Genomic DNA, 16890 nt, shown 5'->3' with positions numbered 1-16890 from the left:
TACGCAAACGTCAAGCAAGACGCAGCGGAAGGCGGTTGCCCTTCGCGGGGACGCACGATACGAATACCACAACCCCTAGTCTCCTTCGGATAAGGTCACCCCAATGATTGCGCTTCGCGACACCCTGCTGTTGATCCTGAACATCGCGCAATGGATCATCATTGTGCATATCATCATGTCTTGGTTGATCAATTTTCAGGTGCTGAACCTGCGCCAGCCGCTAGTCGCCCAGATATGGGACGGGCTGAACCGGATCCTTGACCCACTGTACTCGCGCATCCGGGCCATGATGCCAAATATGGGCGGGCTGGATCTTGCGCCGCTGATCGTGCTGATCGTGATCTTCTTCCTGCAACGACTGGTCGCCACGGGCGGGTTCTGATCCTCCCGATGCACGACCCCCACCAGCTTTTGCAGCAAGTCTTTGGCTTTCCCGATTTCAGGCCGGGACAGGAAGAGATCGTGCAAGCGGTTATGGCAGGCCGCAACACCCTTGCCATCATGCCAACGGGCGGCGGCAAATCGCTGTGTTTCCAGCTTCCCGCGCTGTGCCGTGACGGCGTGACCGTCGTGATTTCCCCCCTGATCGCCCTTATGCGTGATCAGGTTCGCGCGCTGAAAGCAGCTGGGGTAGAGGCGGGGGCGCTGACCTCTGGCAACACCGACGCCGAAACTGAAGATGTTTTCACTGCCATCGACGAAGGCCGGCTGAAGCTGCTTTACATGGCGCCCGAGCGCCTTGCCTCGGGCGGGGCCATGTCGCTGTTGCGCCGCGCCCGCGTTACCATGATCGCTGTGGATGAGGCGCATTGCGTGTCGCAATGGGGTCATGACTTCCGCCCAGACTATCTGCGCATCGGTGAATTGCGCCGCGTCCTTGGCGTACCGCTGGCCGCCTTTACCGCCACCGCGGATGAGGAAACCCGCGCCGAAATCGTCACCCGGCTGTTTGATGGCGTGGCTCCTGAAACCTTTCTGCGCGGCTTTGACCGGCCCAACATCCACCTTGCCTTTGCCGTCAAAGACAAGCCGCGCGACCAGATCCTGCGCTTTGCCGCCGCGCGTAAAACCCAGTCCGGCATCGTCTACACAGCGTCCCGCGCCCGTACCGAAGTGCTGGCGCAAGCCCTGCGTGAGGCTGGTCATTCTGCCTGCCACTACCACGGTGGGATGGAGGCAGAAGAGCGCCGCCGCGTGGAAATCCGCTTTCAGCAAGAAGACGGGCTGATCGTCGTGGCAACCATCGCTTTTGGCATGGGCATCGACAAACCCGATATCCGCTGGGTTGCCCACGCCGATCTGCCCAAAAGCATCGAAGGTTATTATCAGGAAATCGGCCGCGCGGGTCGAGATGGGGCGGCGGCGGAAACCCTCACCCTGTATGGCCCCGACGATATCCGCCTGCGCCGCACCCAGATAGATGAAGGCGCCGCGCCGCCCGACCGTAAGGCCGCCGACCATGGCCGCCTGAACGCTCTTCTGGGTTTGGCCGAGGCGACCGCCTGCCGTCGCCAGGTACTGCTTGGCTATTTCGGCGAAACCTCCACGCCCTGCGGCAACTGCGACCTGTGCGACCGTCCGGTGGAGGTGTTCGACGCGACTGAATCGGTGCGCAAAGCACTTTCCGCCATCCTGCGCACCGGCGAATGGTTCGGCGCAGGTCATCTGATCGACATTCTTACCGGCAATGCCACCGCCAAGGTGCGCGAAAAGGGGCATGACCAACTCCCCACTTTTGCCGTGGGCCGCGACCTGTCGAAACCCGCTTGGGGTGCTGTGTTCCGCCAGATGATGGGCCGAGATCTGGTGCGGCCCGATCCCGACCGTTTTGGCGCCCTGCGAATGACCGACAACGCCCGCCCGATCCTGCGCGGCGAGGCGAGCATTTCACTGCGGCGCGATACCATCACCTCTGCCATCCCTCGCACCATCGTCAAAACGCTGGTCGCGGACGAAGATGCGCCGCTCTTGTCCGCGCTGAAAGCCAAACGCCGCGCCATGGCCGAGGCGGCGGGCGTGCCGGCCTATGTCGTCTTCCCTGATCGCACTCTGATAGAGATGGCCGAACGCAAGCCCGCGACTTTGGATGATATGGCGGGCGTGACCGGGGTTGGCGCGAAAAAGCTGGAAAGCTACGGCGCGGCCTTCCTGGCCGTCATCAACGGGGCGTCCGAGGGGCTTCACCCCGCCAGAATGCGCCTTGCGGGCAAACCCTCGGGCGCTGTGTATGATCGTTTGGCCGAGGTGCAGCTATCCTTGCTGCGCGGGATCGACGGCACCGGAAAGCCGCTGAGCCTGTCGCCCGGCATCCTGCGTCGCATCGCCGAGGCGCGACCCTCGACCCTCTCAGACCTTGACCGGGTGGGTGATCTTGGCCCTGCCAAGATCGAACGCTTTGGCACGGCTTTTCTGGACGTTCTGCGCAACGCCTGACGCGATGCTCTGGACACAGCCGCCACACACCATATCTTCTGTGGTCAACAAAAGGGTTACTCATGCTGACCGTCATCTCCCCCGCCAAGAAGCTGAACGAGGTTCCACAGGCGCTGCCTGACGGACACCAGATGACCGACCCTGAGTTCGTGGCGCAGGCGCTTGAACTGGCCACCCTCGCCCGCGATTTGTCAGTGGATCAGTTGCGCAAGCTCAGCCGCATTTCTGAACCCCTCGCCCGTCTGAACTGCGACCGTTTCGCCGCCTTCAGCGCAACGCCCGCCCCCGGTACGATCTATCCGGCGGTTCAGTGCTTTGCAGGCGACACCTATCAGGGGCTTGAGGTCCGCACGATGTCTGCCCCCGCCTTGACATGGGCGGCGAGGCATTTGCGTATCATTTCCGGTCTTTACGGCCTGTTACGTCCGTTTGATGCCATTCAGGCCTATCGGCTTGAGATGGGCAGCCGCCTTGCCAATCCGCGTGGGGCAGACCTTTACGCCTTTTGGGGCCAGCGTATCGCACAGTCGCTAAACACGCTTGCCAAAGACTCGGGGGCACGTGCAGTGCTCAACTGCGCCTCGGTCGAGTATTTTGGCGCTGTTGATCCCATGGTCCTGCATCAACCAGTCATCACCCCCGTTTTTCTTGAAGATCGGGACGGGCAAGCCAAAACCGTCAGCTTCTGGGCCAAGCGCGCCCGTGGCGCGATGGCGCGCTACGTGTGTGAGCATCAGATCACCGATCCCGCTGACCTGCGCAGTTTTGGCGTTGGCGGATATCGCCACCAGCCAGACAGGTCCAGCGACAGGCAAATGGTTTTCCTGCGCCAGGCCCCCGCACAGCAGGCGGCCTAAGCGGCCGCCCCCACTGGGCGCACCTCTTCCGGGCAATAGGCCTCCAGCACGTCTAGAATGGCCGATTTACGCAGCGGTTTGGTCATGTATTTATCCATACCGGAGGCTAGTATTTCGGTGCCATCCCCATCCATCGCATGTGCGGTCAGCGCGACAATCGGCACATGGCTACGGCCATCCTCGATCAGGCGGATCGCACGCGCAGCTTCCCGCCCATCCATTTCCGGCATGGAGATATCCATGAAAATCAGGTCCGGCTTCCAGCTTTGAAACTGTTCAACCGCCTCGCGCCCGTTGTTGGCAAAGCGCAGGTCAATGTCGATGTCCTTGACCATCTTGGCAAAAACCAGCTGGTTTGTCCGGTTGTCCTCTGCCGCCAAAACCCGCATCTGACGCGGGCCAAGCGCCATGGGCGGTCCGGCCAGCGGTGCTGCGGCAACAGTTACCGACAGCGCCTGAAGGTGGCGATATAGATCTGCCCGCAACAATGGCTTTTGCAGGATTGCCGCAAGATCCGCGCCTGCGTCCCGCGCAACAAAGGGGTTTGATGACAGCAGGACCAAGGGCGTGTGATGTCCGGCCGCACGGATGTTGCGCGCGAGTGTCAGCCCATCCATTTCAGGCATGTCGTGATCGGTCAGCACCACATCAAACCCGCTGTCACGCGCCAGAGTGGCCAGTGCCTCTGCACCCGACCGGCACAAGGTGACAGAAATGCCATACGGGGTCAGTTGCCGTTCCAGAATGGTGCGGTTGATGAACTGGTCATCCACCACAAGTGCCCTGCGCAAGGTAATGGGCAACCGCGCACCGGGAACCTTCTCCGAAACCGGCAACCGGATCCGGAAGCCAAAACAAGACCCCTTGCCCAAAACACTGTCGACCCAGACCGAGCCTTCCATCCGTTCGATAAGCCGTTTGGTGATGGCCAGACCAAGGCCCGTGCCCTCAAACTTGCGGTTTTGCTGATCTTCGACCTGATTGAACTCGCCAAAGACGTGCTCGAGATTGGTTTGCGAAATCCCGATCCCGGTGTCTTCGATCGTCACATGCACCTGCTGCACGCCCTCGCCCCCCTCTGGTCCAACCACGCGCACCAGAACATGACCCTGATCGGTAAACTTCACCGCATTGCCCATCAGATTGGTCAACACCTGCCGGATACGGCCCGGATCACCAACAAAGCGGGTGGGCAGGAACATGTCGTAGTCAATCATCAGATCAATGCCCTTGGCCCGCGCACGCGGCTGCAAAAGCATTGCGACCTCGTGGATTGTTCTCTCCAGATCAAAAGGTTCCGGGTGAAGTGTCAGCCGCTCAGCCTCAATCTTGGAGTAGTCGAGGATATCATTGATGATGACCAGAAGTGCTTCGCCGGACGAGCGGATGGTCTCTGCGAACAGGCGCTGTTCCTCGGAGAGCTGGGTATCGCAGAGCAATTCTGCCATCCCCACCACCCCATTCATCGGCGTGCGGATCTCGTGGCTCATATTGGCCAGAAACGCCGATTTGGCGCGGTTTGCAGCCTCGGCTTGCAGCCGTGAAGCCTCCAGCGCGGCCTGCTGGTCTTTCCAGTCGGTGATATCGACCCGCAAGCCAACCCGCCCGCCATCAGGAGTGCTTTGTTCCAGCACACGCAGCCAACGCCCGTTCGAGATCTTCTGTTCGCTGATGGATGACGGAGCGCGATGAGCGGCCATACGCTCCGACATCCACTCTGCCTCACGCCCGACCGCTTCGGCATATTTGCCGCGTGCCAGTCCCTGGCGCAAGATGTCCTCAAACGTCACACCGGGGCGCAGAATATCTGCGCTTTCCGGGTAGATGTCGCGATACTGTTGGTTGCAGGTCAAGAGCCTGTCCTCCCTGTCAAAAAGCACAAAACCATCGGGGATCGCTTCAATCGCGGCCCAAATTCGCATCTGTTCGGTTATATCAATCGCCAATGTGACCATGTCGCCATCGCGCGCGCGCCTGTCCATCAGGCGCAGGTAATTGCCATTGGCCAATTGCAGGACCACAGGTTCGACCACCTCATCCTCCAGCCGTGCAAGCATCCGCGCCACCCAGTCTTCGGGGCTGTCACCCTCCAACCGGACCAGAGCGCGCTCGGCGGCAAGTTGCAAAATCGCCTGATAGCTGATGCCAGGGCCCACATTGAGGCCAGCAAACGCCCCCAGATATGCCCGGTTCGCTGCCACCATGTTCAGACCAGAATCAAAAACGGCAAAACCATCACGAATCGTGTCAATCGAGTCCCACAACCGCCGTTCAGCCATTACGGCAAGGGTGTGCGCCTGTTCCAACGCAGTCACGAACTGGGCGTTCTGGCCTTTCAACGCCTCCGCCTCCGACTGCGCCTCACGCATGACCGAGCGTTGAACAACGATCTGGTCAGAAAGCACGCGCGCATGCATTGCCAGTTTTTCATTGGCAGCAAACAATTCGCGGCTTTTCTGTTCCAGCAACCGTTCCGCCGCAAGCCGCGCGCGCCGTTCTTTTGCCAGTCGCTCTGTCATATCCATTCCGACCCGTTCCCCGTTCCGCTTTCTGCCGCAGGGCCATCGCCGGACCATAACGGCAACAAAATGAACGCCGGATTAACATGACAAATCGTGTCAGCGGATTGGTGATGCTTGCGCCCAAGGGGCTGTCAGATCATCATGCCCGCGTTCAGATAAGGGATATTGATATGCGGTTTTCAGCACTGATTCTGGCTCCTCTAGTGGTGGCCTCGCTGGGTTTTGCCATTCCAGCTCTGGCACAAGACAGAGCGTTGATCCCTGAAAAGCGCGCGATTCTGGCGCAAGATACCGATCTTCCCGGCGGCGACATCGCCCAGTTGTTTGACACCACGGCTGAGGCGTGTGAGCGCGCATGTCTGAGCAACGCACAATGCACCGCGTTTACCTTCAACACCCGCAACGGCTCGTGTTTTCCAAAGGCAAACCCAGGCGAGGCAAGCTATTACCTTGGGGCAATATCGGCACAGATTCTGCGCGCAGCACCGGGCGCTGCTGATCGCGCCCGTGCCCGTCGCGACGACCTGCGTTTCATTTCGGACCGGGACAGCCAGGATGCTCTTGCACAAGCCCAAGGACTTGGCCGCAATTACCCGGCCAATGGCTCCAACGCCGACGTTTTCCTCAGCGCCGCCGCAGACGCTGACGCGCGTGGCGACTTTGATACCGCAGTCCAGTTTGCCGGGGCCGCCGTTGCCTTGACCGACTCGGCCGATGGGTGGCTTGAATATGCCCGCCTGTCGCTCAAGGCAGGCAGCCGCAATGCATCCGGCCAACGCGCACTCCGCCAACAGGCGCTTCAGGCTGCCATCAACAGCTATCTGCGCGCCGAAGCCGCGCCTTTGCGCCACTCCATACTTGTGACCATGGGCGAGGCATTGGAAGCCCTTGGTCGGGGTCGCGATACAGTTGGCGCCCTGCGTCTTGCGCAATCCTTGCAACCCCGCGATGACACGGCCTCGGCGCTTGAAACCGCCATCGGGAAATACGGTTTCCGCATCACTGAGCATGAGGTGCAGGCCGATTCCCTGCGCCCGCGCATCTGCGCCAGCTTTTCAGAAGATCTGGTCAAGGCCGGGGTAGATTATGAAACCTTCGTGCAGCTGCCGCAATCGGGGCTGACCGTCACCTCTGACGGCTACCGCACTTTGTGTGTCGAAGGGTTGGTCCATGGCGCGCGCTATACCGTAACCTTCCGAGAGGGGCTGCCCGCAGCCGACGGGCAGGATATGGCGAAATCTGTCGCCATCACCGCCTATGTCCGCGACCGTGCCGCCGGTGTGCGCTTTCCGGGCCGGTCCTATGTGCTGCCAAAGGGCGAAAGCGCCGCCATTCCGGTTGAAACCGTCAACACCGACAAACTTGACCTGACGCTGTTTCGCGTGACCGACCGCAACCTTTTGCGCGCGTTCCAGAATGGCTATTTCAGCCAACCAATTTCCAACTGGCAGGAAAGCTATTTCAACGGTGAAATCGGCGCACAGATATGGACGGGCAACGCAACCGTTGGTCTGGATGTGAACCGCGATGTCACCACCCGCCTGCCCCTGACCGAGGCCTTACAGGGCCAACCCGCTGGCGTATATGCGCTGAAGGCCGCGATCCCCGGCAAAGACCCATATGACGTGGCTGCCGGATGGCAATGGTTTGTGGTGTCTGACCTTGGCCTCACCACCCTGTCGGGCGTCGATGGCCTGCATGTCTTTGTCCGCAGCCTTGGCACTGCGGGCGCACGGGCAGAGGCAACGGTGGAGCTGATTTCGACCGCCAATGAGGTTCTTGCCACCGCCACGACAGACGCCATGGGCTATGCCCGCTTTGACGCAGGGCTGACCCGAGGCACTGGCGGCGCCGCTCCCGCGCTGATTGTGGCGCGCGACGGCGGCGATGACATTGCGTTTCTGTCACTGACAGACCCGGAATTCGATCTTTCAGATCGCGGGGTTGAAGGCCGCCCGGCAGCCCCGCCGGTCGATGTGTTCTTGACCACTGATCGCGGCGCGTACCGCGCGGGAGAAACTGTCTATGCCACCGCCCTTGCGCGCGACAGCACCGCCGCAGCCGTGCCCGGCCTGCCGTTGACCGCCCGCCTGAAACGACCCGACGGCGTGGAGTATTCCCGCGCTCTGGTCGAAGATGCAGGCGCGGGTGGCCATGTCTTTGCCCTTCCCATCGCAGGCACCGCCCCGCGTGGCGTCTGGCGGCTGGAGGTGCTGGCCGACCCGGATGCCGACCCGCTGACCAGCCGCACCTTTCTGGTCGAGGATTTTCTGCCCGAACGCATCGACTTTGATCTGTCGCTGGCCGCAAGCGAATTGCGCCTTGGCGACTCGCCAGAGCTGACCGTCAAGGCGCGCTACCTGTTCGGTGCCCCCGGCGCTGACCTTGCGATTGAGGGCGAGGTGCTGTTGCGCGCCGCAAAGGAAATCGTAGGCTTCACCGACTATGTCTTCGGCCCGCATGACGAACCCTTTGGCGCACGGATGGAATCTTTTGGTGGCGACCGCACGGACGTATCCGGTGTGGCCATCATAGCGCCCGCCCTCCCCTTCGCCGAAGCGCCTCAACAACCGCTTGAGGCGCGCTTTACCGTCCGCATTGCCGAAGGATCAGGCCGCCCGGTAGAACGTCAGATTGCCAAACTTCTGACCCCTACCACCCCGATGATCGGCGCCCGACCGCTGTTTGATGGCGTGGTGGCCGAGGGCACCGAGGCCCGCTTTGCTCTGATCGGCCTTGGTCCCGATGGCAAGCCCGCCGATATGCCGGTGGACTGGCAGATTACCCGTATCCAGACCAATTACCAATGGTATCAAAGCTATGGATCTTGGAACTGGGAGCCTGTGGTTTCCCGCACCATCACTGCCGAAGGCACTGCCCAGCTTGGGGTGCAGGCCGTCGAAATTGTTGCCCCGGTGCAATGGGGCGAATACGAACTGCGGGTGAAATCCGCCAATGGCGCTGTCACCTCCACCACCTTTTATGCGGGCTGGTATGCGCCCGCCGATGTAACCTCCACCCCAGACACGCTGGAACTTTCGCTCGACAAAGCCGCCTATAAAGCTGGCGACACTGCCACCCTGCGCATCGTTCCGCGCGCGGCTGGCACCGCTTTGATCACCGTGTTGTCTAACCGCCTGATCGCCATGCAGGCGGTCGAGGTTTCCGAGGGCGAAAACCTGATCACCCTGCCCGTCACCGACGACTGGGGCGCGGGCGTTTATGTCACCGCATCGGTGCTGCGCCCGATGGATGTGGCCGCAGGCCGCAACCCCGCCCGCGCACTTGGACTTGCCTATGCCGCGATTGATCCCGGTGCGCGCAAGCTGGATGTCACGATCGAAACCGTGATCGAGGCCGCCCCGCGCGGCCCGCTGGATGTGGCTATCAACGTGGCCGGGCTGGCACAGGACGAACCTGCCTGGGTTACCATCGCGGCGGTGGATCAGGGCATCCTGAACCTTACCGCCTTTGCCCCGCCGGACCCATCCGCGCATTACTTCGGCCAGCGCAAGCTGGGTGTGGGCATTCGTGACGTTTATGGCCGGTTGATCGATGGGCTGAACGGCGCGCAGGGAACTGTCCGTTCTGGCGGTGACGCGGGCGCGCAGGCCCGGCTGCAAGCGCCGCCGCCCACAGAAGAACTGGTCGCCTATTTCACCGGCCCACTTCAGGTTGGACCAGATGGTTACGCCCGCACCACCTTTACCCTGCCCTCGTTCAACGGCAGCGTGAAAATCATGGCTGTGGCATGGTCCGCCAAAGCCGTCGGCCAAGCCAATGTCGATGTGCTGGTGCGCGATCCGGTTGTCGTGACAGCCAGCCTGCCCCGCTTTATGGCCCCCGGAGATACCAGCCGGATGCTGCTCGAAATCGTCCACGCCACCGGCCCATCGGGCCGCATGGGTCTGGACGTGACATCAGCCGGCGTCACCCTTGGCCCCGTTCCATCCGGCTTTGACCTTGGCGATCAGGCCAAAACCGTCTTCGCCGTTCCCGTCACCGCTGACGAGACGGGCATCCAGACCATCACCGTCAACCTTACCACTCCAGACGGCAAGCAACTGGCCAAAACCCTCACCCTGCCGGTGCAATCAAACGACCCCGAGGTTGCGCGCACCACCCGTCTTACCCTTGCGCAAGGCCAAACGCTGACGCTGGATGACACCATCTTTGCCGGCCTTGCCCCCGCAAGCGCCAAGGCCAGCATGGCCATCGGCCCCTTGGCCCAAATGGACGCACCCGGCCTGCTGGCTGCGCTTGACCGTTACCCCTACGGCTGCACCGAACAGATCACCTCCAAAGCCCTGCCGCTTTTGTATTTCGACCAAGTCGCCCAAGCGATGGACCTGAAGGGTGCCGACAACATCCGCCAGCGTATCGAACAGGCGGTGGCCGAGATCCTCACCAACCAAGGCACCGAGGGCGGCTTTGGCCTGTGGTCGGCGAGCAGCGGTGATCTCTGGCTTGATGCCTTCGTCACCGATTTCCTTAGCCGCGCTCGCGCGCAGGGGCATGCAGTGCCAGACCGCGCCTTCCGCTCTGCGCTGGATTCCCTTCGAGCGCAGGTCAACTACGCCCCCGACTTTGACGCAAACTCCAACGGCGGCGGCGAGGCGCTTGCCTATGCGCTGATGGTTCTTGCCCGCGAAGGTGCTGCCGCCATTGGTGATCTGCGCTACTTTGCCGATGTCAAAGGCGACGCCTTCCGCACTGCCTTGGCTCAGGCGCAACTGGGCGCAGCACTGGCCAGCTACGGCGACCAACCCCGCGCCGATGCGATGTTCCGCCGCGCAGGCGCCCGGGTGCAAGCGCTGATGGCAACGGAATCCGAACAGACGTTCCGCGCCGATTATGGCACCAACTTCCGCGACTCTGCCGCGATCCTGACCCTTGCTGTCGAATCCGGCAGCCAAGCCATCAACCAGCAGGCCCTCATCACCCGCATCTCGGCCAATGCCGCCACTCTGTCGACCCAAGAGGCAACGTGGGCGCTGATGGCCACCAACGCACTGATCGACCGCCCCGGCCTTGATGGCATCACCCTTAACGGTGCGGCCATGACCGGCCCCTTGGTCAAGGTGCTGACCGCAGCCAGCAGCCCCGCCATCGTACAAAACAGCGGCGCCGATACCCTGCTGACCCTGACCGCTTTCGGCACCCCGGTTGAACCCGAACCGGCAGGCGGCAACGGCTATGCCATCACCCGCAACTACTACACAACGGAAGGCGCGCCGACCACGCTTGACACGCTGCGCACCGGCGACCGACTGGTCACGGTGCTAGAGGTGACACCATTTGGCAAAGGTGAGGCCCGGTTGATGGTGTCCGATCCCCTGCCCGCAGGGTTTGAAATCGACAACCCCAACCTGATCTCGGGCGGCGCTCTGGCCAATCTGGAATGGCTGAACCTTGAAGGCGATGTCGCGCATAGTGAATTCCGGCAAGACCGCTTCCTTACCGCAATCGACCGCACCAATGGCAATGCCTTCCGCCTTGGCTACATCGTGCGCGCGATCTCACCGGGGGAATTCCACCACCCTGCAGCCTCGGTAGAAGACATGTATCGCCCCTCCTTCCGCGCCCGCTCCGACACGGGCCGGGTGACGATTGCCGAGTGATGCGTGCAAGCATCGCCTTTTCTCTCGCCGCGAGCCTGTTCCTTACCGGACTGGCCCGCGACCGCTTTGACGACTGGATCACCGCCACCCATCTTCCCCCGCTCGCGCTGGAAACCTCGGTTGAAGTGACGGACCGCGACGGCACCCTTTTGCGCGCCTACACGGTCGCAGATGGCCGCTGGCGCATGGCGGTGGACCTTGGCGACGTTGATGAAGACTACCGCGCCATGCTCATCGCCTATGAAGACAAGCGGTTTTACGACCACGCAGGCGTCGATCTGCGCGCCATGTCCCGCGCCGTCGCCCAAGCCCTGCGCAATGGCCGAGTGATCTCGGGCGGGTCAACCCTGACCATGCAGGTCGCGCGCTTACTCGAGGATTCAGGCACCGGCGCAATGGCAGGAAAGTTCCGTCAGATGCGCGTGGCATGGGCGCTGGAACGGCAGTTGACCAAAGACCAGATCTTGCAGCTTTACATGCACCTCGCTCCGTTTGGCGGCAACCTCGAAGGTGTCCGCGCTGCCTCCTTCGCCTACTTCGGCAAGGAACCACGCCGTCTGACCCCCGCCCAGGCCGCCCTGCTGGTCGCCATCCCACAAGCCCCCGAATCCCGCCGCCCCGACCGCGCTCACGCCCGCTCGGTGGCCGCCCGCGAACGGGTGCTGGCCCGCGCCCTGCGCGATAGCATCGTGCCGGATCACATGGCGCAAGGGGCGCTGACCGAACCAGTGCCGAACGCACGCCAGCCCTTCCCCGCCCTTGCCCCGCATCTGGCCGATCGCGCGCGCAGCGACGACCCCATCGCCGCCCGCCACCAGCTGACGCTGAAAGCCAGCCTGCAACGCAGCCTCGAATTCCTCGCCCGAGACGTGATTGCGACTCAAGGCGAGCGTCTGCAAATCGCCATTGTCGCCGCCGACCATAAATCCGGCGAAATACTTGCCTCTGTCGGGTCCGCCGCGTTTCAGGCCGACGCCCGCGCGGGCTTTGTCGATATGACCACTGCCCTGCGCAGCCCCGGCTCGACGCTGAAACCGCTGATCTACGGCCTCGCCTTTGATCAGGGCCTCGCGCACCCCGAGACGATGATGGAAGACCGGCCCCAGCGCTTTGGCACTTACGCCCCGCAAAACTTTGACCGCCAGTTTCGCGGCACGATCCGGGTGCGTGACGCGCTGCAACTGTCGCTGAACCTGCCCGTCGTGCAATTGCTGGATGCCATGGGCCCGCCCCGCTTGCTGGCCGCGTTCGACAAGGCCGCAATTCGCGCGGTTATCCCCGGCGGCCAACCCGGTCTTGCCATCGGCCTTGGCGGCATCGGCATCAGCCTGACCGACATGGTGCAACTCTACGCCGCCATCGCGCGCGGCGGCGTCGCCCTGCCGCTGACATGGCGGATGGATGGCACAAGGGCCGAGGGGCAGCGCCTGCTGTCCACCGGCTCCGCTTGGCAGGTTGGCGACATCCTCGCTGGCCTTGCGCCGCCCCCCGGTGCGCCCTCCAACCGGCTGGCCTATAAAACGGGCACCAGCTATGGCCACCGAGACGCATGGGCCATCGGCTATGATGGCCGCCATGTCGTCGGCGTCTGGCTGGGCCGCGCCGATGGCACGCCTGTGCCCGGCGTCTTTGGTGCAGACCTTGCCGCCCCCGTGCTGTTTCAGGCTTTTACCCGCATCGCGCCCCAGCTGGCCCCCCAACCGCCTGCGCCACCCGCCACGCTGCTGGTGTCAAACACTCAACTGCCGCAACCACTGCAACGCTTTCGCCCCCGCGACACCCTCACCGGCGACACGACCGCACCCAGCGTTGCCTTCCCCCCCGACGGGGCCGAGGTGGAACTGCTGAACGGCATCCTGATGGTCAAGGTTGCGGGCGGCACAGGGCCGTTCACATGGCTGGCCGATGGCGTGCCGGTCGTGGTACAAGACCGCGCAAGACAAGCGATGCTTACCCTGCCCGGCACCGGCTTTGTCAGCCTGTCAGTGATCGACGCCCAAGGCCGCTCGGCCCGTGCAAAGGTGCGGCTGCACTGACCAACGCCACAGCACGCCCCCCACCCGTTTGCACTGTAGACTTCATCTTGGCAAAAATACTGCCGTGCGGGCGCATCCGAAAGATCCGCCCGCGCACGGTGTGAGTCTCCAAACTTCACACCCGCTCGATCGCCAGTGCAATACCCTGCCCACCACCGATGCACATGGTGATCAGCGCTGTGCGCGCGCCCGTGCGCTCCAGCTCATGCAGCGCCTTCACCACCAGAATAGCCCCGGTCGCCCCGACCGGATGGCCCAGTGCAATCGCCCCGCCATTGGGGTTGACGCGCGTGGTGTCCAGCCCAAGCTCGCGGTTGACCGCAATCGCCTGCGCGGCAAAGGCCTCATTTGATTCAACCAAGTCGAAATCGCCGGGCTTCATACCCAACTTGGCACACAACGCCTCTACTGCCGGAACCGGGCCAATCCCCATCACCCGTGGGTCCACTCCCGCATGGGCATAGCCCATCACCCGTGCCCGCGGGCGTGCCCCCGGAAACAGCCCGCGCGACAAGACGATCGCCGCCGCTCCATCATTGATGCCGCTGGCATTGCCCGCCGTCACGGTGCCGTCCTTCTGGAACACGGTCCGCAACCCCGACAGCGCCTCCAGTGAGGTGGCCTTGGGGTGTTCATCGACCGCAAATTCCACCACGCCCTTGCGCGTTTCCACCTTGATCGGTGTGATCTGGCTGGCGAACAGCCCGCCTTCTATCGCGCGCGCGGCCCGCTTCTGGCTTTCCAGCGCAAAAGCGTCTTGGGCGGCGCGGCTGATCCCATGCTGAGCAGCCACGTTTTCCGCCGTCACCCCCATATGCCCGGTGCCAAACGGACAAGTCAGCGCACCGGTCATCATGTCCAACGCCTTCGTGTCTCCCATCTTCTGCCCAAAGCGCGCAGAAGGCAGGATATAGGGCGACCGGCTCATGCTTTCGGCACCACCCGCCACCGCAACGGCACAATCGCCAAGCATCAAGGCCTGCACCGCCGACACCACCGCCTGCGCGCCCGACCCGCACAGCCGGTTGACATTCATCGCGGGCGTGGTTTCGGGTATCCCCGCCTGCATCGCCGCCACCCGGCTTAGATACATGTCGCGCGGCTCGGTGTTGATCACATGGCCCATCACCACATGGCCCACCTGCGTGCCACCTATCCCGGCCTGCCGCAAAGCAGACCCGATCACCTGCGCCGCCACATCAATCGGCGGCACCGAGGCAAGCGCCCCGCCGAACCCACCAATCGCGCTGCGCGTTGCAGACAGGACAAACACATCATTCGAGTCGCTGGCCATCGGAACCTCCTGAAATTTGAGCAAGTCTAACGGTAATTTCCGCAACGGGGAAAGATAACGCAGCGTCGATTGACACTCCCTGCGCGCCAAGCGAAGGAATGCAGATGCAAACCCATCCGAGGCCGTGATGCAAGATGTGAAACGGGCAAACACTGGCCTGCTATTGGTAGGGATCGCCACCTTTGTCATGATGGGGGCAGGGCAAGCCCTTTATGGCCCTGCACTTCCCGCTTTTGGCCGGACCCTCTTGCTTGACACGGCACAGGCCGGATGGCTGATCTCGGCGCATTGGATCGGCTGTGCAGTCGGTGTGGCCATGATGTATCGTTGGGGCAAAGGCATCTCTCCACGCATCACGCTTGGCACGATGGCCATTGGCCTTGCCTTGATTGCAGCCGGTGTTGGCACAGCCGCCACCTTTGCCGGAGCAATAATCTTTGGCATCGGATATGGCTTGGCCGCGGTTGTGTTCAATCCCCGCATCTTGCGGGCATTCGGCATACGCGGCACCGCTATGGTCAGTCTGGTGAATGCCACCTTTGGCATCGGTGCCATTGCCGCCCCGCTGATTTATGTCTGGCTGGGATCAAACCCGGCCTTGTCCTTCGGACTTGTCGCCGTGTTTGCCGGGGTTGTCTGGTTGGGCGCTGGCCCTGCCGGACGCGCCGCCCCACCACCAGAGGCCGGGGCAACCGGCCCGTTCCGTCCAATGCTGCCATTTCAACTGTTTGCCGTTGCCGGTATCGGGATTGAGGCGACCCTGATCGGTCTTGGCCCCAGCGCCCTGATCGAAACTGGCATCTCCGAAATTGCCGCCGCGCAACTTCTCAGCGCGTTCTTTGTGGCCTTTCTGGGCGCGCGAACGCTGTTGATTTTCATCGCCCACCTTGCTCCGCCCTTCGCGCTTTACTTAGGTGCCATGGCGGGTGCGGCGATCTCTGCCAGCCTTGCAGCCTTTGTCAGCCCAGGCGTGTTTTTCGTAGCACTGGGCGTTTCGGCCGGGCTGTTCTTCCCCGGTTTTTATGTCGCCGCAAGCCGTTTGATGGGCGATGACCCACGCACGGCACCAACCATCATTGCGGCGGGTCTGGTCGGCGGCATTCTGGCCCCTGTGGTGCTGGCCCCGCTGCTGGAACCCCTCGGAGGCATTGGGTTTTTCGTCATTCTGGCGGCCGTCGCCGCGACCTCTGCGCTTCTGGGCCTGCGCCTGTATCGGCGCTTGCCAGAATTGCGCCGCTAGCCAGATATTCTGTCCAAAAGGAATGCGCGAGCGGGCTGCCGCGCTTTTGGTGCTGTTGTCCCCGAGCGTCACAGTCGCTGGTCAATCCAGCAGCGGCACCCGGCCTTTTGCGGTCAGGTGAAACACCTGTGTATCCTGTTCAACCACAATCACAGACAACGGTCCGCCATAGGCGGCGGAGGAATCAATATTGACCCGATTGCCGTAATGGGTCGGAGTATCGATGGCAGTGTGACCATGAACGATCAATGCCTCAAACGGGGCGTCGTGGTCCAGAAAACCTTGACGGATCCAGACCAGATCGTCTTCATCTTGATCGGTGATGGCAATACCAGGTCGCACCCCGGCATGAACAAAGATCGCACCATTGCTACGGTGAAAAGTCGGGCGGTTTGCCAGAAAATCAATATGCGCTTGCGGAACAAGACCGAGAGCATCCGCATGAACCTTGGCAACCGGACGGTCGCCCGCGTTTGCGACACCATAAGACTCAAGCGTCGTCGCTCCGCCCAGACGGGGGTGAAGCCAGCTGTAAACCGAGCGCAAACCGGGGTCTTGCGCTGCGGGATCGTCGAGGAAAAGGCTGAACATCCGGTCGTGATTGCCCTTCAGCACCACCCAGTCCTGCCCATCGGCTATGCCTTGGCGCAGGTAATCCACCACGCCCTTGCTGTCTGGCCCACGGTCCACCAGATCGCCCACATGCACCACCTGCCCCGCACCATGCCGGGCCATGTCGTTGGCGATCAGGTCATGCACGCCCTTGAGCAGGTCAATGTGGCCGTGAATGTCGCCAATGGCATATGTCTGCATGGTCGGGCCTTTCGAATGCGGAAAGCCCGGAGGCGTTGCCCCCGGACCCCCGGAATATTTGAAGACAGAAAATG

General features: G+C 62.5%; 9 protein-coding genes. 6 read left to right on the top strand and 3 right to left on the bottom strand.

The annotated features are described in order from the left end of the window. The first annotated feature begins 103 nt into the window (after positions 1–103). From Q8K08_RS14570 to yaaA, 3 genes are all read left to right on the top strand, one after another. Entirely contained in the window at positions 104–382 is a 279-nt protein-coding gene (locus tag Q8K08_RS14570) for a YggT family protein (protein ID WP_304801495.1), read from the top strand. Positions 383–390: 8 nt separating this feature from the next. Next, on the top strand, positions 391–2433 hold the full coding sequence (gene recQ / locus Q8K08_RS14565) for a DNA helicase RecQ (RefSeq protein WP_305250525.1): 2043 nt from the start codon (positions 391–393) through the stop codon (positions 2431–2433). Positions 2434–2495: 62 nt separating this feature from the next. Next, on the top strand, positions 2496–3290 hold the full coding sequence (gene yaaA / locus Q8K08_RS14560; protein WP_305250524.1) for a peroxide stress protein YaaA: 795 nt from the start codon (positions 2496–2498) through the stop codon (positions 3288–3290). Here yaaA and Q8K08_RS14555 read toward each other — a convergent pair. After that, the gene (locus Q8K08_RS14555) at positions 3287–5815 is read right to left on the bottom strand and encodes a response regulator (protein ID WP_305250523.1); all 2529 of its coding nucleotides are present in this window, start codon (positions 5813–5815) and stop codon (positions 3287–3289) included. The two genes, yaaA and Q8K08_RS14555, sit on opposite strands and share 4 nt — an antisense overlap. Before the next feature lie 167 nt (positions 5816–5982). Between Q8K08_RS14555 and Q8K08_RS14550 the strand changes: the two genes are divergently transcribed. Then, positions 5983–11433, top strand: a complete 5451-nt coding sequence (locus Q8K08_RS14550) for an alpha-2-macroglobulin family protein (RefSeq protein ID WP_305250708.1) — start codon at positions 5983–5985, stop codon at positions 11431–11433. Further along, positions 11430–13469 (top strand): penicillin-binding protein 1C, encoded by a 2040-nt coding sequence (gene pbpC / locus Q8K08_RS14545; protein WP_305250522.1) that lies wholly within the window; start codon positions 11430–11432, stop codon positions 13467–13469. The genes Q8K08_RS14550 and pbpC overlap by 4 nt, the downstream gene beginning before the upstream one ends. A gap of 115 nt (positions 13470–13584) precedes the next feature. On the opposite strand, the gene bktB is transcribed toward pbpC, so the two are convergent. Continuing rightward, complete coding sequence (gene bktB / locus Q8K08_RS14540) at positions 13585–14763, bottom strand: beta-ketothiolase BktB (RefSeq protein WP_304803969.1); 1179 nt, start codon at positions 14761–14763, stop codon at positions 13585–13587. Positions 14764–14890: 127 nt separating this feature from the next. Between bktB and Q8K08_RS14535 the strand changes: the two genes are divergently transcribed. Next, positions 14891–16003 carry a sugar MFS transporter gene (locus Q8K08_RS14535; protein ID WP_304803971.1) on the top strand — a complete coding sequence of 371 codons (1113 nt, stop codon included), beginning with the start codon at positions 14891–14893 and terminating at the stop codon, positions 16001–16003. 81 nt (positions 16004–16084) lie between these two features. Here the strand turns inward: Q8K08_RS14535 and Q8K08_RS14530 are convergent, their stop codons facing one another. Then, complete coding sequence (locus Q8K08_RS14530; RefSeq protein WP_304803973.1) at positions 16085–16816, bottom strand: metallophosphoesterase; 732 nt, start codon at positions 16814–16816, stop codon at positions 16085–16087. Positions 16817–16890 lie beyond the last annotated feature (74 nt).

This window comes from Pseudotabrizicola sp. (assembly GCF_030684215.1).
Classification (GTDB): domain Bacteria; phylum Pseudomonadota; class Alphaproteobacteria; order Rhodobacterales; family Rhodobacteraceae; genus Pseudotabrizicola.
Note: the sequence above shows the minus strand (reverse complement) of the source record. Positions and strands in the feature narration are given on the sequence as shown.